The sequence below is a fragment of the Yoonia sp. MH D7 genome (genome assembly GCF_054439475.1).
The window spans coordinates 2,433,589-2,457,355 of record NZ_JBTJCF010000001.1; the positions used below are offsets into that span (position 1 = coordinate 2,433,589).

At 57.8% G+C, this 23,767-nt stretch carries 20 protein-coding genes; 13 read left to right on the forward strand and 7 right to left on the reverse strand.

The features are described 5' to 3' along the window. The first annotated feature begins 40 nt into the window (after window positions 1-40). The gene (locus tag ACXLHR_RS12000; RefSeq protein ID WP_458792539.1) at window positions 41-577 is read left to right on the forward strand and encodes an RNA polymerase sigma factor; all 537 of its coding nucleotides are present in this window, start codon (window positions 41-43) and stop codon (window positions 575-577) included. After that, window positions 574-2,574: a vWA domain-containing protein gene (locus ACXLHR_RS12005; protein ID WP_458791664.1), complete on the forward strand. Its 2,001-nt coding sequence runs from the start codon at window positions 574-576 to the stop codon at window positions 2,572-2,574. The genes ACXLHR_RS12000 and ACXLHR_RS12005 overlap by 4 nt, the downstream gene beginning before the upstream one ends. On the opposite strand, the gene ACXLHR_RS12010 is transcribed toward ACXLHR_RS12005, so the two are convergent. Both ACXLHR_RS12010 and ACXLHR_RS12015 read right to left on the reverse strand, forming a co-directional pair. After that, on the reverse strand, window positions 2,575-3,315 hold the full coding sequence (locus ACXLHR_RS12010; RefSeq protein WP_458791665.1) for a hydroxypyruvate isomerase family protein: 741 nt from the start codon (window positions 3,313-3,315) through the stop codon (window positions 2,575-2,577). It abuts the gene before it with no gap. Next, window positions 3,312-3,902: a DUF1285 domain-containing protein gene (locus ACXLHR_RS12015; RefSeq protein WP_458791666.1), complete on the reverse strand. Its 591-nt coding sequence runs from the start codon at window positions 3,900-3,902 to the stop codon at window positions 3,312-3,314. Before ACXLHR_RS12015 ends, ACXLHR_RS12010 begins: the two co-directional genes overlap by 4 nt. A 57-nt stretch (window positions 3,903-3,959) precedes the next feature. Here ACXLHR_RS12015 and ACXLHR_RS12020 point away from each other — a divergent pair, with 57 nt between their 5' ends. From ACXLHR_RS12020 to ACXLHR_RS12060, 9 genes are all read left to right on the forward strand, one after another. Beyond that, the gene (locus ACXLHR_RS12020; protein WP_458791667.1) at window positions 3,960-4,967 is read left to right on the forward strand and encodes an AAA family ATPase; all 1,008 of its coding nucleotides are present in this window, start codon (window positions 3,960-3,962) and stop codon (window positions 4,965-4,967) included. Then, complete coding sequence (locus ACXLHR_RS12025) at window positions 4,964-5,836, forward strand: DUF58 domain-containing protein (protein ID WP_458791668.1); 873 nt, start codon at window positions 4,964-4,966, stop codon at window positions 5,834-5,836. The genes ACXLHR_RS12020 and ACXLHR_RS12025 overlap by 4 nt, the downstream gene beginning before the upstream one ends. Next, window positions 5,836-8,592, forward strand: a complete 2,757-nt coding sequence (locus ACXLHR_RS12030; RefSeq protein ID WP_458791669.1) for a DUF4159 domain-containing protein — start codon at window positions 5,836-5,838, stop codon at window positions 8,590-8,592. Before ACXLHR_RS12025 ends, ACXLHR_RS12030 begins: the two co-directional genes overlap by 1 nt. Before the next feature lie 2 nt (window positions 8,593-8,594). Then, on the forward strand, window positions 8,595-10,658 hold the full coding sequence (locus ACXLHR_RS12035) for a hypothetical protein (protein WP_458791670.1): 2,064 nt from the start codon (window positions 8,595-8,597) through the stop codon (window positions 10,656-10,658). Between the two features lie 150 nt (window positions 10,659-10,808). Next, a complete protein-coding gene (locus ACXLHR_RS12040; protein WP_458791671.1) occupies window positions 10,809-12,248 on the forward strand; it encodes an FAD-linked oxidase C-terminal domain-containing protein in 1,440 nt (479 codons plus the stop codon). Beyond that, window positions 12,245-13,321: an FAD-binding protein gene (locus ACXLHR_RS12045; protein ID WP_458791672.1), complete on the forward strand. Its 1,077-nt coding sequence runs from the start codon at window positions 12,245-12,247 to the stop codon at window positions 13,319-13,321. Before ACXLHR_RS12040 ends, ACXLHR_RS12045 begins: the two co-directional genes overlap by 4 nt. Further along, window positions 13,321-14,637, forward strand: coding sequence for a glycolate oxidase subunit GlcF (gene glcF / locus ACXLHR_RS12050; RefSeq protein ID WP_458791673.1), 1,317 nt, complete (start codon window positions 13,321-13,323; stop codon window positions 14,635-14,637). The genes ACXLHR_RS12045 and glcF overlap by 1 nt, the downstream gene beginning before the upstream one ends. A 56-nt stretch (window positions 14,638-14,693) precedes the next feature. Continuing rightward, window positions 14,694-15,482 carry a trypsin-like serine peptidase gene (locus tag ACXLHR_RS12055; RefSeq protein ID WP_458791674.1) on the forward strand — a complete coding sequence of 263 codons (789 nt, stop codon included), beginning with the start codon at window positions 14,694-14,696 and terminating at the stop codon, window positions 15,480-15,482. A gap of 129 nt (window positions 15,483-15,611) precedes the next feature. Continuing rightward, entirely contained in the window at window positions 15,612-16,079 is a 468-nt protein-coding gene (locus tag ACXLHR_RS12060; RefSeq protein ID WP_458791675.1) for an Hsp20 family protein, read from the forward strand. 38 nt (window positions 16,080-16,117) lie between these two features. Here ACXLHR_RS12060 and polA read toward each other — a convergent pair whose 3' ends face one another. From polA to ACXLHR_RS12075, 3 genes are all read right to left on the reverse strand, one after another. After that, window positions 16,118-18,919, reverse strand: coding sequence for a DNA polymerase I (gene polA, locus ACXLHR_RS12065; RefSeq protein WP_458791676.1), 2,802 nt, complete (start codon window positions 18,917-18,919; stop codon window positions 16,118-16,120). Window positions 18,920-18,982: 63 nt separating this feature from the next. Further along, complete coding sequence (gene rpiB, locus ACXLHR_RS12070; protein ID WP_458791677.1) at window positions 18,983-19,423, reverse strand: ribose 5-phosphate isomerase B; 441 nt, start codon at window positions 19,421-19,423, stop codon at window positions 18,983-18,985. A gap of 3 nt (window positions 19,424-19,426) precedes the next feature. Next, a complete protein-coding gene (locus ACXLHR_RS12075; RefSeq protein WP_445801537.1) occupies window positions 19,427-19,603 on the reverse strand; it encodes a zinc-finger domain-containing protein in 177 nt (58 codons plus the stop codon). 82 nt (window positions 19,604-19,685) lie between these two features. Here ACXLHR_RS12075 and ACXLHR_RS12080 point away from each other — a divergent pair, with 82 nt between their 5' ends. Continuing rightward, window positions 19,686-20,612, forward strand: coding sequence for an ABC transporter ATP-binding protein (locus ACXLHR_RS12080; protein WP_458791678.1), 927 nt, complete (start codon window positions 19,686-19,688; stop codon window positions 20,610-20,612). Here the strand turns inward: ACXLHR_RS12080 and ACXLHR_RS12085 are convergent. Together ACXLHR_RS12085 and ACXLHR_RS12090 are read right to left on the reverse strand one after the other, a co-directional pair. Further along, a complete protein-coding gene (locus ACXLHR_RS12085) occupies window positions 20,609-20,971 on the reverse strand; it encodes an HIT domain-containing protein (protein WP_458791679.1) in 363 nt (120 codons plus the stop codon). The two genes, ACXLHR_RS12080 and ACXLHR_RS12085, sit on opposite strands and share 4 nt — an antisense overlap. Before the next feature lie 9 nt (window positions 20,972-20,980). Further along, window positions 20,981-22,558 carry a DUF5928 domain-containing protein gene (locus ACXLHR_RS12090; protein ID WP_458791680.1) on the reverse strand — a complete coding sequence of 526 codons (1,578 nt, stop codon included), beginning with the start codon at window positions 22,556-22,558 and terminating at the stop codon, window positions 20,981-20,983. A 151-nt stretch (window positions 22,559-22,709) separates the two neighbouring features. Between ACXLHR_RS12090 and ACXLHR_RS12095 the strand changes: the two genes are divergently transcribed. Then, window positions 22,710-23,528: a sulfotransferase family protein gene (locus tag ACXLHR_RS12095; protein WP_458792540.1), complete on the forward strand. Its 819-nt coding sequence runs from the start codon at window positions 22,710-22,712 to the stop codon at window positions 23,526-23,528. The last annotated feature ends 239 nt before the right edge of the window (window positions 23,529-23,767 follow it).

The following is a 23,767-nucleotide window of genomic DNA, read 5'->3' on the forward strand; positions in this document are numbered from 1 at the left end:
AGGATCGGCGCGGCCACGACGTCAAACCACTATCATGCGTATGACAACCACAGACGAAGACTTGGCATTTGCGGCAGCCTCTGGTGACGGGGCCGCTTTTGCATGCCTGCTTGACCGGCACTACGACCGGTTATTCGCTTTCTGTTTCCGGATGACAGGCACGCGCTCCGAGGCAGAGGATTTGACCCAAGACATCTGCGCCGCCCTGCCTGCAAAACTCAAATCCTACCAACGCCGCGCAAAAGTCACCACATGGCTCTACCGCGTCGCCGTGAACGCCGCCCACGACCGCCGCCGCAAACGCGCCACCTATGTGAAAGCCACCACAGGCTGGGGCGATTGGGAATTGAACCGCACCGCCTCCGCCGCAGAAGACACCGAAAAACATGACTGGCTCACAACCGCTATGGGCACCCTCAACAACGACCTGCGCGACACACTCGCGCTGATCCTCGATGACATGACCCACGCGCAAGCCGCCGATATTCTCAATGTCTCCGAAGGCACAATTTCGTGGCGCATATCCGAGGCCAAAAAACGTCTCAAAGACTTCAAAGCCAGCGAGGACGCATCATGACAGATGACCTGAATGATCTCAAATCAGCCATGAACGCCGCAACACCCAAAGCCAACGAAACACGGCGCGCGGACAATCTGGCGCTCGCACAAAAAAACTTTGCCGCCCTCCAAGGAACCGCAAATCACGCGCGTCAAACTTCTGCAAACGGGCAAAACGCCCTTTGGACAGGAGCTAAAACCATGCTGAAAACTCTCACCACAAAAGGCGGCCTGACCGCGACAACTGCGCTTGTTGCCTGCGGCTTTATGTTTATGACACCAGCCGGACAAGATCTGCTGCGAAGACCGATGCCCTTTCAGGACGCCAGCGAAAAATCCAACGCGTTGCAAAACGAACTCGCCGCACCACGCGAAGACGTTGTCGACATGGCATCTGGTGGCGACCTGATGCAACCCCCGCCAATCCCGATGGGGCGGATCATCGAACCCGTAGCTGTGGCTCCAAACGCGATGCCTGCTGCGCCAGCCAACACCTTGCAACGCACCCAAAACGCAGTAGCCCCGATTGCGAATGAAGGTGTCGCGATGGATGAGATCATGCAACCAGCTCAAACGTTCAGAGAACCGGCTGCAGAAGACACAGCACAACCAGCACTCGACTCCTCAGAAGAATTTGCCAATGTCGCAGCGAACCCTGTGAAAATCACGTCCGAAGAACCGGTCTCGACCTTTTCCATCGACGTAGACACCGCCAGCTATAGCCTCATTCGCTCGGACCTGAACCGTGGCGTCATGCCGTCCCCCGATGCCGTGCGGATCGAAGAACTGATCAACTACTTTCCCTACGATTATGCAGGTCCGGAGGCAGGCGAAGCCCCCTTCCGCCCCACCGTTTCCATGATGCAAACCCCGTGGAACCCCGACACGCAACTTCTGCACATCGCCATTCAGGGGCAAATGCCCGAGACCGCAAATCGCCCGCCGCTGAACCTCGTGTTTCTGATCGACACCTCCGGCTCGATGTCAGACATCAATAAACTGCCCCTGCTGAAACAATCCTTCCGGCTCATGCTCGACCAACTCCGCGCCGAAGATCAAATCGCAATCGTGGAATACGCAGGCTCGGCGGGCCAAGTCCTTGCGCCAACTTCGGCTTCCGACCGGACCACAATCTTGCAAGCGATCTCGTCCTTGGGCGCAGGCGGGTCTACTAACGGCCAAGGCGGACTGGAACAAGCCTACGCCACAGCACAAACCATGGCGCAAGACGGCGAAGTCAACCGCGTCATCCTCGCCACAGACGGCGATTTTAATGTCGGCATCAACGACGCCGATGCACTCAAAACCTTTATCGAGACCAAGCGCGACAGCGGCACCTACCTTAGCGTGCTTGGGTTCGGGCGCGGCAACCTCAATGACGCGACCATGCAATCACTCGCCCAAAACGGCAACGGCATCGCGGCCTACTTCGACACGCTCTCCGAGGCACAAAAAGTGCTTGTCGATCAACTTTCCGGCGCGCTGTTCCCCATTGCAGGCGACGTGAAGGTGCAAGTCGAATTCAATCCAGCGGTGGTCGCAGAATACCGCCTCATCGGCTATGAAACCCGCGCCTTACGCCGCGAAGATTTCAACAACGACGCTATCGACGCAGGCGAACTCGGCGCCGGCCACACCGTCACCGCAATTTACGAAATCACCCCGAACGGCAGCCCCGCCCAACTCAGCGACCCGTTGCGCTATGGCAGTCCTGAAACCAGCGCAGAAAATGACGAATTCGGATTCCTCAAATTGCGCTACAAAAACCCATCCGAAAACATCAGCAAACTGATCGAATTGCCAATCACTGGCACAGAGCCCGCAAACTTCGATGCTAAATTCGCGGCCTCAATCGCAGGGTTTGGCCAACTCCTGCGCGGCTCTGACTACTTGGGCGATTGGAACTACGCCGCCGCCATCGACCTTGCCAACGCCAACCGTGGCCCAGACAATTTCGGCTACCGCTCCGAGGCTGTACAACTTATGCGCCTGGCCCAAAGCCTCGCCAATCAATAATCACTTGATCCACGCAAGCGACTTTTCAGTGCGGCCAGCGGGGGTATATTCTCCGCTGATCCAACCTTTGTAACCGTCCCTTTTCAACAGCTTAAAGAACGCCGCATAATCAATGTCACCCTGATCAGGCGCACTCCGATCAGGCGTCTGGGCCACCTGCACATGCACCACAACATCACGCACAAGCTTCCACGCCGCCATCACGTCACCCGAAATTTTCTGCGCATGATAGGCATCAAATTGCAGACGCACATTTGGCGCACCAACCTCTAAAATAATCGCCTTCGCCTCATCAAAGTCACACAGAAAATAACCCGGCATATCGTCGTGATTTATCGGCTCAATCGTCAGGCTCTGCTCTGGCGCAAACGCCGCCGCCCACTTTAAATTCTCGACAAAACACGCCCGCGCCTCGGCCCCTTCAGCAATCCCCGCCATAATATGCAAATGCTGCGCGCCCAGCGCCTTGGCGTATCGCGCCGCACGTCTGAAATCCTGCTGAAACCGCGACCCAACCACCGCAGCAAAGCCACGCTCGCCGCCCGTATAATTCGGCGGCGGACAGTTGATCAACGCCAGTGGCAACTCATTGCGCCCCAACATATCCAACATGTCAGGCACCGCGACATCATAAGGAAACAACACCTCGACCGCCTCAAACCCTGCACTCCGCGCCGCGCCGAACCGCTCTAAAAACGGCAGTTCGGTGAACAACATCGTCAGGTTCGCACAGGCCTTCATACGTCCAATTCCGCCGCTGGAATAATCCCAAAAAACGCGCCCTTGGATCGCACACCAAACCACATCACACCATCCACCTCTTCGCGCTCGCCAATCTCCACCAAACGGTAAAAAGATTTACGATCAATCAATGCCTCCAAATTTGCACGTACCAAAACATAAGGCGCAGGCTCGCCCGTCTCCGCGTCCCGCATAACACGGATCGGACAGTCAGGCCCCGCCTCAACAAAATCGCCAACATTAGTCTCAAACACCAATACCCCATCGCGCAAATTGAAATCCACAGCCACAAACGGCGCATCATCCACGGTGATTCCGACCTTCTCTACAGGGGTCACCAGAAAATAATCGTCGCCATCTTTACGCAGAATCGTCGAAAACAACTTTACCAACTCGGGCCTGCCAATCGGCGTGCCGAGATAAAACCACGTGCCATCCCGTGCAATCCGCATATCCAAATCCCCGCAAAACGGCGGATTCCATAAATGCACAGGCGGCAAACCGCCTTTTTTCACGGCCCTCGCGGATGCTGCGAGGCTTTCCGCACTCGGTGTCACGATCTTTTGTCCACTCGTTGGTTTTGCCATTGGGGTCACCTGCATTATCTGTTGTTATAAGCATATAGGCGAAACAGGAGCATTGTCATGGTAAACCCCGATCAACTGGTGGCTGATATCGAAATTTTAGGCACCAAATTGGGCCAAGCGCGCGAGAGCATTGGCAAACGGTTCATCGGACAACCTCGCGTGGTCGACCTGACATTGACCGCTTTGATCTGCGGCGGACATGCGGTTTTGATCGGCCTGCCGGGCCTTGGCAAAACGCGTCTTGTTGACACCCTTTCCACCGTGATGGGCCTAGATGGCAACCGTATCCAGTTCACGCCCGACCTGATGCCCGCCGATATCCTCGGCTCCGAAATCCTCGACACCAATGCTGACGGCTCCCGCGCCTTCCGCTTTGTCGAAGGGCCTGTATTTTGCCAACTGCTGATGGCCGACGAGATCAACCGCGCCTCGCCCCGCACGCAGTCCGCGCTCTTACAAGCCATGCAAGAAAAAGAAGTGACTATCGCAGGGCAACACCGTCCCCTCGGCCACCCCTTCCACGTTCTCGCGACCCAAAACCCGATCGAGCAAGAAGGCACCTACCCACTACCAGAAGCCCAACTCGACCGCTTCCTCGTGCAAATCGACGTGCCATACCCCGACCGCGCAACAGAGCGTGACATCCTGATCGCCACCACCGGCACCGTCGAAGAAAAAGCCACCGCCGTCTTCACCGCCGATGAATTGCTCGCTGCACAACAGGTCCTTCGTCAAATGCCCGTCGGCGAAAATATTGTTGAAATGATCCTCGATCTGGTCCGCGCCTGCCGTCCTGACGCGCAAGCCCCCGAAGCCGTGCGCCAATCCGTCAGCTGGGGCCCAGGCCCGCGCGCTGCCCAAGCGCTCATGCTGACCGTGCGCGCCGCCGCCCTCCTCGACGGACGTCTCGCACCATCGGCCGAAGACGTCATGGCCATGGCAGTTCCCGTTCTTGAACACCGCATGGCCCTCACCTTCGCGGCCCGCGCACGCGGCGAAACCGTGACCGACTTGATCACCTCGATCGCGGCCAGCATCACCCGCGTCAAAGGTGCCGCCGCGTGACAACTGCCGCAAATCTTCGCGCCAACGCCCAAACCCTCTCCGACCCGCTGCCCGCCCTTCTGGCACAAGCGGACCACTTGGCGTCCTCCATCATCTTGGGCGATCACGGACGCAGGCGCGCAGGCACAGGCGACACATTCTGGCAATACCGCGCTGCACAATCGGGCGACGACCTGCGCCAAATCGACTGGCGCCGCTCGGCCCGCGCAGACACGAATTTCGTCGCCGACAAAGAATGGCAAACCGCCCAAACCGTCCTGCTTTGGGTCGACCAAAGCGCATCAATGTCCTTCACCTCCGACGACGACACCCAAACCAAATCCGCCTGCGCACGCACACTCGCACTCGCAACTGCTATCCTGTTAGACCGCGGCGGTGAACGGATCGGCCTCACCGACGCCCGCCTCCCCGCAAAACGCGGCGCAGGACAAATCCGCCAAATGGCGCAAATCCTCACTGAGGACGACAGCGCGGATTACGCCTCCCCCAGTGCTAACACCATGCCCGCCTACTCCCGCGCTGTGTTCATCAGCGACTTTCTTGGCGACATCAAAGGCACCGAAACCGCCCTGCACAAAGCCGCCGACAACGGCGTGCGCGGCGCACTCCTCCAAGTCCTCGACGCGCAAGAAGAAGCCTTCCCCTTTCATGGCCGCACCATTTTTCAATCTATGGGCGGCGACTTGCACTTCGAAACTCTACAAGCTGGCGACCTGCGCAGCCGCTACCTTGACCGCCTCGCCGAACGCAAAGACGCTCTCGCAAATCTGGCCCGCACAACCGGCTGGCAATTCCACACACACCACACAAACACACCAGCAACCTCGGCGCTGCTGTGGCTCTACCAATCCCTCGCGAGGCGCGCATAATGTGGACACTCGGCCCCCTCGGCTTCACCGCACCTCTGCTGCTGACAGCGCTCATCACCCTGCCAATCCTCTGGCTGCTCCTCCGCGCCGTGCCCCCCGCGCCCATCAAACGCCGCTTCCCGGGCGTCGCGCTATTGCTCGGACTGACCGATAAAGAAAGCCAATCGGACCGCACCCCTTGGTGGCTGCTCCTCTTGCGATTGACCGCAATCGCCGCCCTGATCATCGGCTTCGCAGGCCCCGTCCTCAACCCATCCCAAGTCAAATCAGGCAGCGGTGATCTCGTGATCGCCGTCGACGGCTCATGGGCAGGGGCACCCACATGGTCCGCGAAAACCGACCGCATCGACGCTCTCCTTTCCGACGCATCCCGCAACAATCGCCGTACCGCGATCGTCAACCTCGCGGACCTGCCAACAGGCGAAATCCCCTTTGCCGCCGCATCCACATGGCAAGACAGGCTGGCAAACCTACAGCCGCAACCTTGGCAACCCACAACCGCCGCCACCGACTGGCTCACCAGCCAAACCGGCGATTTTGAAACCTTTTGGCTCTCTGACGGCATCGACTGGACAGGGCGCGACGACCTGCTCACCGCGTTCGAGACCCACGGCCCCGTCAGCGTTTTCCAGTCACCGCGCACGACATACGGCCTGCGCCCCCCCACATACGAAGAGGGCGAAATCATCGTCTCGGCCATCCGCACGCCCATGGGCAACAGCGCCACAATACCCCTCACGGCTATCGGCCTCGACCCTGCAGGCGTGGAACGGCCCTTGCAAACTATCGACCTGACGTTCGATGCAGGCGCGCCCATCGCTCAAACCGCCCTTGTCCTGCCACCCGAACTGCGCAACCGCGTCACACGTTTCGAACTGACAGGCCAACGCTCTGCCGCCGCCGTCAGCCTCACCGACGACAGCCTGAAACGCCGCAAGGTCGCCCTGATCGCAGGCGCAGATAATCGCGAAGCTCTCGACCTGCTCTCGCCCCTACACTACCTGCGCGAAGCTTTGGCCCCCTCCGCCGACCTGATCAACGGCACCATCAACGACCTCATCCTCGCCAATCCCGACGTGATTATTTTGGCCGACGTCGCAACCCTCGGCGGCCGGGACTCCGAGGCGGTGCAAAAATGGGTCGAAGACGGCGGTTTACTGGTGCGTTTCGCAGGACCACGCCTCGCCGCATCCGATCTGGGCCGCTCATCCGAAGCCCCGCTCCTTCCCGTGCGCCTGCGCGATGGCGGACGCACAGTCGGCGGCGCAATGAGCTGGGGCGAACCCAAAGCCCTCGCAGATTTCAACGCAACCTCTCCCTTCGCAGGCCTGCAAATCCCCACCGACGTGACCGTCTCCGCACAGGTCATGGCACAACCCGACCCCAATCTGGCTGACCGCGTCATCGCCGATCTGACCGACGGCACACCACTGGTCACCCGCAAAACGCTCGGCCTCGGGCAAGTCGTGCTGTTCCACGTCACCGCCAACGCCGAATGGTCCACCTTGCCGCTCTCGGGCCTCTTCGTTCAAATGCTAGAACGCCTCGCGATCTCTACCCGCGCCGCGACCTCCGCCCCCACCGATCTGGCAGGCACGACATGGCTTCCCGCCACGGTTCTCGACGGTTTCGGGCGGCTGCAAGACGGCAAAGCCCTCGCAGGGATTGACGGCGCACTCCTCACAACGCGCACCGCCAGCCCCACCCTGCGCCCCGGCCTTTACACAGGTCCCGACGCACAAATCGCCGTCAACGTCATAGACGCCGACACCAGCCTCTCACCCGCCGTATGGCCCGCCCGCATCCCCGTCGAAGGGCTGACAACCACCCGTGAGACCGCCCTCAAAGGCTGGCTCCTCACCGCTGCCCTCACCCTTCTCGCCCTCGACATTATCGCCTCTCTGCTTGTCGGCGGGCGCCTGCGCGGTCCGCGTGGCAACATCGCCGCGGCTCTCATCGCGCTCATGCTCTTCACCCCCGACGCACAGGCCCAAAGTGATGACGCAAAAGCCATCGCCGCCACCTCGCAAGTCGTCCTCGCGCACGTCCTTACAGGCGACAAAACCACCGACGACATTGCACAGGCTGGCCTGCGCGGCGTCTCTCGCACCCTGTTCCAACGCACGTCAATCGAACCCGCCGACCCCGTAAGCGTCAACATCGAAACTGACGAATTGGCTTTCTTCCCGTTCATCTACTGGCCTGTCACCCCTGACCAAGCACTCCCTTCACGCGACGCATACAGCAAACTGAACCGCTACCTGCGCGCTGGCGGTATGATCATGTTCGACACCCGCGACGCCGACACCGCCAGCTTTGGCTCGGGCAGTCCGGAGGGGCGCAAACTTCAAGCCATCGCACGCGGCCTCGACATTCCTGCAATTGAACCAATTCCCGACGATCACGTCCTGACGCGCACATTCTACCTGTTACAAGACTTCCCCGGTCGTTACGCCAGCCGCGACATCTGGGTCGAAGCGGCCCCCATCAATTCCGACCTTTCCGAGGGTATGCCATTTCGCAACCTCAACGACGGCGTCACCCCCGTGGTCATCGGCGGCAACGACTGGGCACGCGCATGGGCCATCGACGACAACGGCAACAGCATGTTCCCCGTCGGGCGCGGCACAGCAGGCGAACGGCAACGCGAAATCGCCTTACGCTTTGGCGTGAACCTGATCATGCACGTGCTCACAGGCAACTACAAATCCGACCAAGTGCACGTACCTGCCCTGCTTGACCGATTGGGACAATAACCATGACCGACACCCTGATCTTCGACCCGGCCATCCCCATGATCGGCCTTTATCTCGTCGCAGCATTGGCGGCGCTCGGCGTGGCACTCGCCATATATCGACGCCTCGCAGGCTGGTGGCTGCGCGCCCTCTCTGCCCTCGCCATCCTCGCCGCTATCGCAAACCCGTCCCTGCAACGCGAAGACCGCGCACCGCTAAGCGACATCGTGATCGCACTGGTGGACGAAAGCGCCAGCCAATCCCTCAGCGACCGCACCACGCAATCCAGCACTGCCCTCGAAAACCTACGCCGCGAAATCGCACGCACCCCAAACACCGACCTGCGCATCATCCCCGTGCCCGATGGCGAAGGTGACAGCGGCACCGAACTGATGACCGCCCTCACCGCCGCTCTGTCGGAAGAACCACAAGCGCGCATCGCAGGCATCATAGCCATTACCGACGGGCGCATCCACGATATGGATCGCGCGCCCAACCTGCCCGCCCCCTTCCACACACTCCTGACAGGCAAACCCACCGACTGGGACCGCCGCCTGATCGTCTCCAACGCTCCCGCCTTCGCGATCTTGGGCGAAACCGTGACCCTCACCCTGCGGATCGACGACCAAGGGGCAGGCCCGGATGCAGGCACCTTGGTCCCGCTGTCCATCGCCATCGACGGCGACACCCCGTTAAGCTTTGAAGTCCCCACAGGCCAAGACATCGAACTCCCGCTCGACCTGCCCCACGGCGACATGAACGTGGTGCAATTCAACACGCCCATGGCGGACGGCGAACTGACAGACCGTAACAACGCCGCCGTTGTGCAAATCAACGGCGTACGCGACCGCTTGCGGGTTCTGCTCGTTTCAGGCGAACCCCACGCAGGCGAACGCACATGGCGCAACCTTCTGAAATCCGATGCAGGCGTTGACCTTGTCCACTTCACCATCCTGCGCCCCCCCGAGAAACAAGACGGCGTGCCTGTAGATGAACTCTCACTCATCGCCTTCCCGACACGCGAACTGTTTCTAGAGAAAATAGACGACTTCGATCTGATCATTTTTGACCGCTACAGCCGACGCGGCATCCTGCCCACCGCCTACTTTGAAAGCATCCGCGACTACGTGCTGGACGGCGGCGCAGTGCTGATCTCTTCCGGCTCTGAATACGGAGGCGCGGAAAGCATCTACCGCTCACCACTTGGCGAAATCCTCCCCGGCGCCCCCACCGCACGGGTGTTCGAGGAAGGCTACACACCGCAAATCACCGACCTTGGCGCACGCCACCCCGTCACCGCAGGACTGCAAGACTTCGCTCCAAACGCGGACGGGGACGGCCCCGCTTGGGGCCGCTGGTTCCGCTTGGTCGGCGTCACTGTGCCAGATACAGCCAAGGTCGTGATGTCGGGCCTCAACGACCTTCCGCTGCTTATCCTTGACCGCATCGGCGAAGGCCGCGTAGCCCTCATGACGTCCGACCAATCATGGCTCTGGGATCGCGGCTTTGAAGGGGGCGGCCCGCAACTCGAACTGCTGCGCCGGCTTGCGCACTGGATGATGAAAGAACCCGAACTCGAAGAAGAAGCGCTGTGGGGCGAGGCCACAGGCCAAACCATGCGCATCATCAGGCGGACCTTAGAAGACGACATCGGCGACGTAACCGTGATCCACCCCGACGGCACCGAGACTGTTTTGACCCTCGAAGAAACCTCGCCGGGACGGTTCGAGGCCCTCTGGAACGCCCCAGACGTGGGGCTTTACCGATTGCGCGAAGGGGACGTCGAAACCGTACTTGCACTCGGCCCTGCAGCACCGCGTGAATTTGAACAAACGATCGCAACCGGCGACACTCTCGCGCCCATCAGCAACGGCATATTAACCATCGACGATGGCGACTTTAGCCTGCGCACAGTGCGGGCAGGCAGACCCGCGGCAGGACGCGGCTGGATCGGGATAACACCACGCGGAGGCTTTGAAACGGCAGACATCAGCATCAAAGCACTCCTCCCCGCTTGGGCATTCTTGCTGCTTGCAGGCCTTCTCACACTCGCGGCATGGCTCCGCGAAGGACGAAAGACGGGTTAAAAACCCATCCTACCCATAGCTGCATGATAACTTTCACGATAAATATATCTTTCAACTCCATCAAATTTCATGACCTCTACCTCTAACGAAAACCCGCATACATATAAACCGGTTGTACCTCATCACAAATAAACCGAACGGAGATCATCGATGGATATGCCGCACCCCAACGCCACCGTGATCTCGCGCAAAGCACAACTTGTGACAGAACTCCTGACCGTGCTGCCCGCAAACGCCGTGATCTCGGACCCCATAGAAACCCGCGTCTACGAATGTGACGGATTAACCGCCTACCGCTGCCAGCCACTGTGCGTCGTCTTGCCCTCAACCACCGCACAAGTCGCCGCCGTCCTCAAAATCTGCTTTGATCTGAACGTGCCGGTCGTGCCACGCGGCGCTGGCACATCACTTGCAGGCGGCGCATTACCCACCGCCGATAGCGTTATCCTCGGCGTCGCCAAAATGAACGACGTGCTGGAAACCAACTACACCGATCGCTACATCCGCGTGCAAACAGGCCGCACCAACCTCTCGGTCACAGGCGCCGTAGAACAAAACAACTTCTTCTACGCTCCCGACCCCTCCAGCCAACTCGCTTGCGCCATCGCAGGCAACATCGCGATGAACTCCGGCGGCGCGCATTGCCTGAAATATGGCGTGACCACCAACAACCTGATGGGCGTGAAAATGGTCATGATGGATGGCACCATCGTCGAGATCGGCGGCGCACATCTCGACGCTGGCGGCCTTGACCTGCTCGGCGTGATCTGCGGCTCCGAAGGACAACTCGGCATCGTCACAGAGGCCACCCTGCGCATCCTGCACAAACCCGAAGGCGCGCGCCCCGTCCTCATGGGCTATGACAATTCCGTCACCGCAGGCCAAGTTGTCACCGACATCATCAAAGCAGGCGTGTTGCCCGTCGCCATCGAATTCATGGACCGCCCCTGCATTGAAGCCACAGAAGCCTTCGCCCACGCAGGCTACCCCATGTGCGAAGCACTGCTGATCGTCGAAGTCGAAGGGTCAGACGCCGAAATCGACGCCCAACTCGCCCTCATCATGGACATCGCACGCAAACATAACCCCGTGGAACTGCGCGAAGCCAAATCCGCCGACGAAGCTGCGCGCATCTGGCTAGGCCGCAAATCTGCCTTCGGCGCGATGGGACAAATCAACGACTATATGTGCCTTGACGGCACCATCCCCGTCTCGGAACTTCCCTTTGTTCTCAAACGCATCGGTGAACTCTCCAAAGAATACGGGCTTGATGTGGGCAACGTCTTCCACGCGGGCGATGGCAACATGCACCCGCTGATCCTGTTCAACGCCAACAAAGAAGGCGACTTACAAAAATGCGAAGCCATGGGCGCCGACATCCTGAAACTCTGCGTTGAAGTCGGCGGCTGCCTCACAGGCGAACACGGCGTCGGCATCGAAAAACGCGACCTGATGCATGTGCAATACACAGGGCCGGACCTCCACGCGCAAATGTCCGTCAAAGACGTCTTTGATCCCAAATGGCTGCTCAACCCCGCCAAAGTTTTCCCGCTCGACAGCTCGAAATCCCGCAGAGAGAACGCCCAGTGACACCACAATCCGAGCCCGAACTGGCCCAAATCATCCGCGACGCAACCGGCCCGATGCACATCACAGGCGGCGGCACACGGCCCATCGGCCAGATCACCGGCACACCACTGAGCACCGCAAAACTCACAGGCATCACGCTCTATGAACCGGGTGCTCTCACCCTCGTCGCAAAATCCGGCACGCCGATCTCGGAAATCGAAACCACCCTCGCCGCCCAAAATCAACGGTTGGCATTCGAGCCGATGGACCACCGCGCGCTGCTCGGCACCACAGGCACCCCCACAATCGGCGGCGTCATCGCAACCAACACCTCTGGCCCCCGCCGCATCGCCGTTGGTGCAGCGCGTGATTTCATGCTCGGCGTGCGCTTTGTCGACGGGTCAGGCAACATCATTAAAAACGGCGGGCGCGTGATGAAAAACGTCACAGGCTACGACCTCGTAAAACTCATGTCCGGCGCTTACGGCACATTGGGCGTCCTCACCGAAGTCTCGCTCAAAGTCCTCCCAAACGTCGAAACCACCGCCACCTACACGCTCAAAAACCTCGACGACGAGACAGCCATCAAAGCACTCTCCGCCGCACTCGGATCCCCCTTCGAGGTCACAGGTGCCGCCCACGACCCCGCAACCGCCACGACATCCCTGCGCCTCGAAGGGTTCGCCGCCTCCGTCGATTACCGCGCCGCAGAACTCACAAAACGGCTCGCGCCTTTCGGCACCCTCTCCAAATCAGACGACACCTGGACCGACATCCGCGACGTGACCGCTTTCGCCAACCAAGCCGGCGACGTATGGCGCATCTCCGTGAAGCCCTCTATTGCGGCCACACTTGGCGCATCCTTGGGCGCAACTGCCCTGCAATACGACTGGGGCGGCGGGCTCATCTGGGCACTCACCCCCAAAGGCCACGACCTGCGCGCACAGATGCAAACCACGCAAGGCCACGCCACCCTGATCCGTGGTACAGGCCAAACCTTCCACCCCGAACCCGCACCAATCGCCGCCATCACCGCAGGGCTGCGCGCCAAATTCGACCCGAGAAATATCCTGAACACGGGGATCATGTCCTAATGCAAACCAATTTCACGCCCGCGCAACTGACAGACCCCGCAACAAAAGGCGCCAACGACATCCTACGCGCCTGCGTGCACTGCGGTTTTTGCACGGCCACCTGCCCGACCTACCAAGTGCTCGGCGATGAACTCGACAGCCCACGCGGGCGCATCTACCTGATCAAAGATATGCTCGAAAACCAGCGCACACCCGACGCCAAAACCGTGCTTCACATCGACCGGTGCCTGTCCTGCCTCGCGTGCATGACCACCTGCCCGTCAGGCGTGCACTATATGCACCTCGTCGATCACGCGCGCTCCTATATCGAGAAAAACTACAAACGCCCGCTCTCTGACCGCGCCCTGCGTTGGGTTCTCGCCCGCATCCTGCCCTATCCCACGCGCTTCCGCATAGCGCTACTTGGCGCAAAAATAACCCGCCCCTTCGCACGCTTTATCCCCGACCCACGCCTGCGCGCCATGCTGGAAATGGCCCCGAAAACCATCCCGCCAGTCTCGCGCAACGACGACCCGCAAACCTTCCATGTCGCCGATAAAAAGATGCGCGTCGCCCTGATGACAGGCTGCGCGCAACGCGCCCTGAACACCGACATCAACGACGCCACAATCCGGCTGCTGACCCGCCTCGGCGCCGAAGTCGTGATCCCAAAAGGCCAAGGCTGCTGCGGCGCACTGACCCACCACATGGGCAAAGACACTGAGAGCCATGCCACCGCCGCGAAAAACATCCGCGCTTGGACCACTGAAATGGACGCAGGGCTGGACGCCATCGTGATCAACACATCCGGCTGCGGGACAACAGTCAAAGACTACGGGCACATGTTCGCCAACACTGACCTCGCCGCCGACGCAGCACGGGTCAGCGCCATCGCCATGGACGTCTCCGAAGTCCTGATGAAACTCGACCTGCCCGAAGGCGACGAAAAAAACATCCGCGTCGCCTACCATGCCGCCTGTTCGCTACAACACGGCCAGAAAATCAAAACCTTCCCCAAAGACCTGCTGCGCCGCGCAGGCTTCACCGTCCTTGAACCCGCAGACAGCCACCTATGCTGTGGCTCGGCAGGCACCTACAACCTCATGCAGCCCGAAATTTCCAAGCAGCTCAAAACCCGCAAACTCCAAACCCTCAACGCCCTCACCCCCGACATCATCGCGGCAGGCAACATCGGCTGCATGATGCAAATCGGCTCTGGCACAGACACGCCCATCGTCCACACTGTCGAACTTCTCGACTGGGCAACTGGCGGCCCCAAACCACCCGCACTTCGCCCAATAAAAAATTCAAAACCACAGGTGCCAATCCTGCGTTAATGCCATAATGTCGCCGCAAGCGATGCACTATAAGCACCGCAACCTTGAGGTAACACATGCGTTTTCTGGCCATTCTCCTTGCCCTGCTTGGCACACAGCTTTGCGCCCAAAACAGCGCGCTTGTGACGCTGGAAACACGCAACGACAGCCGTGGCTGGGAAGGCGTCGGCAGGCTCGATATCACTGGCAAAGGGTTCTGCACGGCCTCCCTGATCCAAAGCAAACTGATTCTCACCGCGGCCCACTGCCTGTTCGAAACAGACGGCACCGCCATTAGCCCCGACCGGTTCATCTTTGAAGCGGGCTTGCGCGACGGGCGCGCAGAAGCCTCGCGCGGCATCACGCGCATTCTTGCTCACCCCGACTACGACCACTCGGGCCCGTCAACAGACACCTCCGAAGTCGCCCACGACATTGCAATTCTGGAACTCGACCAACCCATCCGCAATGGCCGCATCCTCCCCTATGCCATCGCAGCAAAACCGCAAACGGGCGACCAAATCGGCGTGGTTTCCTACGGACGCGACCGTGCAAATGCCGCCAGCCTGCAAGAAGTCTGCGAAGTTACAGGACGGCAATCAGGCGTGATCCTCATGAGCTGCGACATCGCCTTTGGCTCCTCTGGCGCGCCGGTTTTCATCATGCAAGATGGCGCTCCAAAAATCGTCTCCGTGGTTTCAGCGATGGCCGATGTGGACGGACAGCAGATCTCGATCGGCACCTCGCTACAAGAACCGCTCGCCGCACTGCTCGCCATGTTCAAAACCGCCAGCACAGGCACAGGACGCAAAATCGTCACCGGCGGACAGCGCACCGAAACCGGAGCGAAATTCGTCAGGCCCTGACAGGTCTTGAAACCAAAACATACCATCCCCACATCATTGATACGGACGCCAAATACGGGTCCGCAATTGACGGCGCGGCCAATCTCGGCGCGTCAAACACTTGTTATCGCTTGATAAAGGATGACCACTATGCGTAACTTTGACTTAACACCGCTCTACCGCGCCACCGTTGGCTTTGACCAAATTGCCGACATGCTGGACCGGACACTTGCCGCTGACGCAGGCACTGCCACCTACCCGCCTTACAATATCGAAAAGACGGATGACGACGCTTGGCGCATCTCTTTAGCCGTCGCAGGTTTCGTAGATAACGACCTCGCCATCGAGGTAAAGGATCGCAACTTGCACGTCACTGCGCGCAAAGCCGACGAAGACGAGAGCAGCAAAACCTACCTGCACCGTGGCATCGCCACGCGAGCGTTCGAGCGACGCTTCCATCTGGCTGACCATGTGCGCGTTACAGGTGCAACCCACGAACACGGAATGCTTCACATCGACCTGACCCGCGAAGTACCCGAAGCCCTGAAACCGCGCCGCATCGAAATCAAACAATCGCGCAAATCCGATGCGAACCTGATCGAAAAACCGGTCAACTAAACGTCAAAGGGCAGGATCATTTCCTGCCCTTTTTCACATCAATGCGCCTGTGCCCAATTCTTGCCCTGCCCTGCATCAACCGACAACTTCACATCCAACTTCACCGCGGGATCAGCCGCGTTTTCCATCACATCACGCGCCGCATCAATCAATGCGCTCGCCTCATCTTCGGCCACTTCAAAAATCAATTCATCATGGACCTGCAATAGCATCTTGGCGTTTATGCCCACAATCGCCGCAGGCATCCGGATCATCGCACGGCGAATAACATCCGCCGCCGTGCCCTGAATTGGTGCGTTAATCGCTGCGCGCTTGGCAAAGCCCGCTTGCGGCCCTTTGGCATTAATTTCTGGCGTATTGATGCGACGACCAAACAAAGTTTCCACAAAATTATTGTCTTTGGCAAACTGCACAGTCGCGTCCATATAGTCGCGAATACCTGGAAACCGCTCGAAATAACGGTCAATAAATCCCTGCGCCTCGGCCCGCGGAATGCGTAAATTACGCGCCAAACCAAACCCGGAAATCCCGTAAATCACACCAAAGTTAATCGCCTTGGCCTGACTACGAATTTCCGGTGTCATCTGATCCAGCGGTACATCAAACATCTCTGACGCGGTCTGTGCGTGAATATCCACACCATCCTTGAACGCCTGCTTCAACGCATCAATCCCCGCGACATGCGCCAAAATCCGCAGCTCAATCTGGCTATAATCAAGCGACACAAGCACCTTGCCGTCATCCGCAATAAACGCCTCACGAATACGCCGGCCTTCCTCAGACCGCACAGGAATGTTCTGCAAATTCGGGTCCGTACTTGCCAAACGCCCCGTGTTCGCCCCCGCGATCGAATACGACGTATGCACACGCCCCGTATCCTTATTTATATGCTCCTGTAGCGCATCGGTATAAGTCGACTTCAGCTTCGCCAGCTGCCGCCAATCCAAAATACGACGCGGCAAATCGTGCAATGTCGCCAAATCTTCCAGCACATCCACACCGGTCGAATAGGCGCCCGTTTTGCCGGTCGAAGGCTTCTTGCCGTCAGGCATCTCAAGACCCATCTCGTCAAACAGGATCTCCCCCAACTGCTTGGGCGAAGCCACGTTAAACTTGCGCCCCGCCAGCTCCTGGATCTCATCCTCCAAGCCCGCCATTTTCTGCGCAAACCCGTTCGACATACGGCTTAACGCATCACGATCCACCTTAATCCCATACATTTCCATCTGCGCCAACACCGGCACCAACGGTCGCTCCAACGTCTCATAAACCGTCGTCACCGCAGATTTATGCAGCTTCGGCTTAAACATCTGCCACAAACGCAACGTAATATCAGCGTCCTCAGCGGCATACTTCACCGCCTCGTCAACCGGCACACGGTCAAAGGTAATCATCGACTTGCCAGTTCCCAAAAGCGTCTTGATCGGGATCGGCGTATGACCCAAATAACGCTCGGACAACAGGTCCATGCCATGATTATGCAAGCCGCCATGCATCGCATAAGACATCAGCATCGTGTCATCAATCGGATCAACCACCAGACCTTGGCGCGCAAAAATCTTGGCATCATACTTCATGTTCTGGCCAATCTTGATGATCTGCGGATCACACAACATCGGCTTCAACATCGCGAGACACTCAGCAAAATTCATCTGACCATCCGCACAGGCATCCGAGCCAAACAGATCATCCTGCGCCGCTGCCTTATGGATCAGCGGAATATAACACGCCTGCCCCGCCTCAACACACAACGAAACCCCCACCAACTCGGCGCGCATCTCGTTCAATGCCGTGGTCTCGGTATCCACCGCCACATAGCCACGCGCATAAATCCGGTCCAGCCAAACCTGCAACGCGGCAGCATCAGAAACCTTCTCATACTTCGTCTGATCAAACGGAACTGCCTCAACATCAGCAACAACAGGCGCTTCAATCTCGGGCGCCTTCGCCCCCAAACGATCCGCGACCCGCTTCACAATCGTGCGAAACTCCATCTTTGCCAGAAACGCCAACAGATCATCCGCCACAGGATCCCTGATCTCAAGACTGTCTAAATCAAACGGCAAATCCATCTCGCAATCGAGGCTGACCAACCGCTTGGACAACTCGATCTGCGCACGGTTGTCGATCAGGCTCTCGCGTCGCTTGGGCTGCTTAATTTCACCTGCACGGTCCAGCAATGTCTCCAGATCACCATATTCATTGATCAACAACGCCGCCGTCTTGATCCCGATTCCCGGCGCACCGGGCACGTTATCAACACTATCCCCGGCAAGCGCCTGCACATCAACAACACGCTCCGGCTGCACACCAAATTTCTCAAACACGCCATCACGGTCAATGCGCTTGTTCTTCATCGGGTCCAGCATCTCGACGCCGTCACCCACCAGCTGCATCAAATCCTTATCGGACGACACAATGGTCACGCGACCACCCGCATTGCGCGCCTGATGGGCAAGCGTCGCAATAATATCGTCAGCCTCGAAACCTTCGATCTCTTCACACGCAATGTTAAATGCCCGCGTCGCCTCGCGGGTTAACGGCATCTGTGGACGCAAATCCTCAGGCATAGCATCGCGGTTGGCCTTGTATTGATCATACATATCATTCCGGAACGTATGACTGCCCTTGTCGAAAATCACCGCAACATGGGTCGCAGAATCAGGCCCCGAATTATTCTCGACATACTTTTGCATCATATTCACAAAGCCACTGACAGCCCCGACAGGCAATCCATCCGACTTGCGGGTCAACGGCGGCAACGCGTGATACGCACGAAAAATAAACGCAGAGCCGTCAATCAAATGCAGATGATGCCCGTTCCCAAATTTCTGTGCCATAAAACCGTTCCCCTGCGTTGCGTCAGGACCCGTTTTGCCAGAAACAGCGCCGCGCTGCCAGCCTTAAGACGGCTCAATCATCGCAACGCGAGTGGCATGACGGCCACCCTCGAACTCAGCAGCCAAAAACGCCGTCACAATATCCAGCGCAACACCCTCGCCCAAAACACGCGCGCCCATCGACAACATATTCGCATCATTGTGCTGACGGATCATCCGCGCCGAAAACACATCCGAACACACACCACAACGCACGCCAGCCACCTTATTGGCCGCCATCATAATACCCTGGCCCGTGCCACAGATAATAATGCCCAAGGCACAATCACCCGACACAACACGCTGTGCAGCCGCCTGACCATGCACAGGATAATGCGTGCTCTCGGTGGTCGTCGGCCCGATATCCACGACCTCCCAGCCCAAACTCGCCACATGTGCCGCAACCGCCGCACGCAATTCTAACGCCGAATGATCACTCGACAGCACAACACGCTTGTTTGTCATCGCTCAGACCTTTCCTTCAAAATCTTTATGCACCAGCTTTGCATCGCAATACGGGCACTCAACCCAGCCATGCTCACCTGGAATCTGCAACCAAACACGCGGATGCCCCGACGCACCGCCGCCATCACATGCCACACGGTACTCGTTCACAATGCGGGTTTCTGGAGCCGGTGTTGTCATATCTCGTCCTGTCTGGTTGCCACGGGTCATGGCCCGTCATAGATCATAACTAACAAATGACACGCACCGTGGAAAGACGCACATGACACTCAATGCGATTGAAATTTCAGGCCTGACCAAAACCTATGCCGCCACAGGGCGCACAGAGGCGAAAACCGCCTTGCATGGTATTGATCTTAACATCCCGCGCGGAACCGTTTTTGGTCTGCTGGGGCCAAACGGCGCTGGCAAATCCACGCTGATCAATATCCTCGCGGGTCTGGTCAATAAAACGTCGGGCAGCGTGAAAATCTGGGGCTTTGACCAAGACGAAAACCCGCGCCAGTCCCGCGCCTCCATCGGGATCATGCCGCAAGAACCGCACCTCGATCCGTTCTTCACCCCCGCAGGCTCGCTCGACGTGCAAGCAGGGCTCTACGGCGTGCCAAAGTCACAGCGCAAAACCGACGAAATTCTGAAAATCATCGGTCTCACCGACAAAGCCCACGCCCACGCCCGCTCGCTCTCAGGCGGCATGCGTAGGCGTCTTCTGCTAGGCAAAGCCCTCGTTCACTCACCACAAATCCTCGTCCTTGACGAGCCCACCGCAGGCGTCGACATCGAACTGCGCAACATGCTCTGGGCCAACGTGCGCAAGCTGAACGAACAAGGCGTGACCATCATCCTGACCACGCATTACTTGGAAGAAGCCGAGGCCATGTGCGACGAGATCGCGATCATCAACCACGGCCGCCAAATCGTGCGCGACAGCACCGCAAACCTGCTCGGACGGCTTGACCACAAAACGCTCGTGATCAAACCAGCACGCGAAGCAGAGCTACCGCCCCTGCCCGACACCATCACAGGGGCCAAACGGCGCGACGGTAAACTCGCCTTCACCTATCAATCCAGCAAAACCAGCGCCGACGCCGTGCTCGACATCATCCGCAACGCGAAAATCGAAATCAGCGATATCACCACGGAACAGTCCGACCTCGAAGACGTCTTCCTCGCGCTCACCAAAAGTTAAGCAGGCAACATCAGCCCTAGCTGCTTGCCACCGACAATGTGCATGTGGAAATGCGGAACTTCCTGCAAGCCGTGCGCGCGCGTATTCGCGATCGCACGGAACCCCGCTTCAATATTGCCCATCGCGCAAACAGCAGCCACCGCAGCAAAGAAACCAACCTGTTCTTCCGCACTGGCATTGGCCGCAAAATCGTCAATGCTGACATAGGCACCTTTGGGGATAATCAGCACATGCACAGGGGCCTGCGCGTGAATATCCTGAAACGCAAGCGCATGATCATTCTCAAAAACAGTGCTGTTGGGGATCTCCCCGCGCAGGATTTTCGCAAAAATATTCTGGTCATCATAGTCAAATTTCATTGGGTCACCTTAGTCAACAAACAGATAGGGGGTTTCAGCCAGCTGGCGTGCGGTATCATCATCCACGCCCAAAAATTGCGCAATAGCACCGGCGTTCTCTTGCGGGCTTAAATGCTCTTTGATGACCGTATGATGGACAAAATCTTCGTCGCGCATCCGGTCACTCTCAAACAGCATATCATAACGAATGGTCGGCAACAGCCGCGACAATGTATCCTGCGACGTTTGTTCGCCCGCCAACCCGACACGACGGGCATGACCGGCCAAAAACGCGTCCGTCAAACTACACTCGATCTCCAACAATCTGGTCGTTGAACGATCCGAAAAGAAATCCTGCATCAGATCAAGACTGGCTGTATCCAGACAAATCACCAATTTATTGGTCTCGTAATAATCAAACAACATCCGCATCAAGGCGCGGCGATGACGGGTGCGCTTGCCAATCGTTGACTGAATCCCGCCCAAATCGGGCAACTCGGTATTTTCCTCGTTAAAGATATAATCAATGACAGGCAGATCGGTGTACTGACGAATAGATTGCGTCAGCCGCTTGGCCACGTGCCATTTCTTACAGGCAACAATCAGCAACTCCCGCTCACGGCCCAATGACGTCTCGGTCTCCCAAAACCGCGTCGCAAAACGGCGACCGATACGCCCACGGCCCGACAAAAACTTGAACAGGCTACGCCCCTCGTTCGAGATCTTGAAATCGTCCCGCTCCGAAGCATAAAGCACCCCCAAACGCTCTTTCAACTCCTTCGCCTCGGGCGAAATCTTGCGGGCGAACAGGCTATCCTGCGACAACAGCAAATCGTAATGATCATTATAAAATGTCACTGGCATGCCATATTCCGTGAACATCAAAAACGTCATAGACCGCGTATGGATCTCATTCCCGGGCACCAAATGGCGCACCAACGTCTGAAAAAACGTCTCGTCAGGAATCCAGGTCGTGCGGAAAAACCGCATCACATCCTTACGGGTCTTGGTGAAATCCAAAATCCACTCAATCGTGCGACGACGCAGCACCCACCACTGCGACCCAATCATCACCTGCAAATCAGCAGGCACCTCGCGGGTCATACCAAACTTGCGCTGAAACCAGAATGACCAATAGAACCTACGCTTTTGCGTGCGCTCATTAAAATAGTGGCGGTATATCAGCCGCTCTTCCTTAAATCCGGTCTTGATCCAATCACTCTCGAAATAGTCAAAACTCTCGACATAATCGACGTCATTATCATCCAGAAACTGATGGGCAAACTTGGCCGACTTGATCGCCATACAATCGCCCGACACCATGTAAAAATGCGTGGCGCGCGGAAACGCATCCACAGCCGCCTCCACAGCAGAAAGCGTAGCTTGCACCAACGACCATTCGCCCCAGCCACATTTAATACGCTTTTTGGGATAGGTGACATTGGGATTATCGCGCAACGCCGCCTGAATACGGACAAATGCCTCCGCAGGAGCGCGGGCGTCAAAGTGTATAGCAATGAAATCACCCGCAGCTGTCAGCTGTTCAGCCTGCTGAATGATTGCATCGGGGTCTTTATGACACAGAAGGATAAACGCGATTTTTGCCATGGTAAAAAAGTATACTCACTGCCTATGTATTGCTTACATGTCATAACGTGAACAGACGTTGAATATACAGGGTTTCTTTGTATTTCTCGGTCAACTATGACGTTACGCACAAAAAGATCGCAATTACCGCGGTCAGATGGAGACAATTATTATGGGTTTTCCCGGCACCTGGATGACCGAAAGCGAAAGCGTTGTGTATCGGGTCGTACCGAAATGCGCCTGCTCGACCATCGGCCAGATTATGTATTACTCGGACCACGGCAAATTTTTCGACGGGGACATCCACGATTCAAAAGACGGCATGCACAAATGGGCAATGGACGAAAGCCAACCGCTCATTACCGCAAACGTCAAAGCACACAACAGCTACGCGTTCACCTGCGTGCGCAACCCCTACACGCGTATTCTGTCGTCATTCTTCGATAAGATCTGCGGCATCCAGCGCAATGGCAAACGGTATCGCGGCAACCTTGTCCCGCTCTTAATCCAGAAATACGGCATCGAAGTCGGCGATCCGGACACAGGCTTCGAATTCGACCAAATCAAATCCTTTCGGCGCTTCCTTCTGTTCGCGCGCGACACCATCCGCTGGCGCAAACCAATGGAACCCGACATCCACTGGTCAGGCATGTCAGGGCATATCTCGACGTTCATCGTGAACGGCGGACGCTACGACAAAATCTTCTGGACCGAACAGTTCAATGAAGGCATGCAGCAAGTGCTCGACAACATGAACACACCACACAATGTCGACCTCTCGGCAATCCCGCGCTTCAACGAAAGCGAAGGACACGGACCAAAACGCTTGCATCCGGTTGAGGACTACTTTGACGACATGTCCAAACACCTAATGTGGGAAATCTACAAAAAAGATTTCCAACTGTTCAAATACGACTTCGAAAATCCAGGTAACAAAATGCCGATCGGCGAAATCGACCTGAACGAAGTGCACGCAAAGTTGGGCGAATAGCGCCTGCGGCGAGCGGGTCAGGGGGCTAGCCCCCCTCGGCCTACGGCCTCACCCCCGAACATATTTTCACTCTGAAGAAACCAAATGTTAACCTACGTCTAGCAAGTTTAACCTGCGGTACAGGCAGACATGCCGATGACCGTCGACGAAGAAGCCGCTGCCACGCCCGCTGCGCCACGCGACTAACGGCTGGCGGCGCACTTTCTTTCTTGCACAACCTGCATTTTGTTCTCGAAACG

What these genes read in the sequence shown, in the direction of transcription:
- ACXLHR_RS12030 (WP_458791669.1), top strand. Translation starts at nt 5,836, where the DNA reads ATGTGGACACTCGGCCCCCTCGGCTTCACCGCACCTCTGCTGCTGACA.
- rpiB (WP_458791677.1), bottom strand. Translation starts at nt 19,423, where the DNA reads ATGACAAACAAGCGTGTTGTGCTGTCGAGTGATCATTCGGCGTTAGAA.
- ACXLHR_RS12095 (WP_458792540.1), top strand. Translation starts at nt 22,710, where the DNA reads ATGGGTTTTCCCGGCACCTGGATGACCGAAAGCGAAAGCGTTGTGTAT.
- ACXLHR_RS12085 (WP_458791679.1), bottom strand. Translation starts at nt 20,971, where the DNA reads ATGAAATTTGACTATGATGACCAGAATATTTTTGCGAAAATCCTGCGC.
- ACXLHR_RS12005 (WP_458791664.1), top strand. Translation starts at nt 574, where the DNA reads ATGACAGATGACCTGAATGATCTCAAATCAGCCATGAACGCCGCAACA.
- ACXLHR_RS12075 (WP_445801537.1), bottom strand. Translation starts at nt 19,603, where the DNA reads ATGACAACACCGGCTCCAGAAACCCGCATTGTGAACGAGTACCGTGTG.
- ACXLHR_RS12040 (WP_458791671.1), top strand. Translation starts at nt 10,809, where the DNA reads ATGGATATGCCGCACCCCAACGCCACCGTGATCTCGCGCAAAGCACAA.
- ACXLHR_RS12035 (WP_458791670.1), top strand. Translation starts at nt 8,595, where the DNA reads ATGACCGACACCCTGATCTTCGACCCGGCCATCCCCATGATCGGCCTT.
- glcF (WP_458791673.1), top strand. Translation starts at nt 13,321, where the DNA reads ATGCAAACCAATTTCACGCCCGCGCAACTGACAGACCCCGCAACAAAA.
- ACXLHR_RS12080 (WP_458791678.1), top strand. Translation starts at nt 19,686, where the DNA reads ATGACACTCAATGCGATTGAAATTTCAGGCCTGACCAAAACCTATGCC.
- ACXLHR_RS12015 (WP_458791666.1), bottom strand. Translation starts at nt 3,902, where the DNA reads ATGGCAAAACCAACGAGTGGACAAAAGATCGTGACACCGAGTGCGGAA.
- ACXLHR_RS12055 (WP_458791674.1), top strand. Translation starts at nt 14,694, where the DNA reads ATGCGTTTTCTGGCCATTCTCCTTGCCCTGCTTGGCACACAGCTTTGC.
- ACXLHR_RS12020 (WP_458791667.1), top strand. Translation starts at nt 3,960, where the DNA reads ATGGTAAACCCCGATCAACTGGTGGCTGATATCGAAATTTTAGGCACC.
- ACXLHR_RS12090 (WP_458791680.1), bottom strand. Translation starts at nt 22,558, where the DNA reads ATGGCAAAAATCGCGTTTATCCTTCTGTGTCATAAAGACCCCGATGCA.
- ACXLHR_RS12000 (WP_458792539.1), top strand. Translation starts at nt 41, where the DNA reads ATGACAACCACAGACGAAGACTTGGCATTTGCGGCAGCCTCTGGTGAC.
- ACXLHR_RS12060 (WP_458791675.1), top strand. Translation starts at nt 15,612, where the DNA reads ATGCGTAACTTTGACTTAACACCGCTCTACCGCGCCACCGTTGGCTTT.
- polA (WP_458791676.1), bottom strand. Translation starts at nt 18,919, where the DNA reads ATGGCACAGAAATTTGGGAACGGGCATCATCTGCATTTGATTGACGGC.
- ACXLHR_RS12010 (WP_458791665.1), bottom strand. Translation starts at nt 3,315, where the DNA reads ATGAAGGCCTGTGCGAACCTGACGATGTTGTTCACCGAACTGCCGTTT.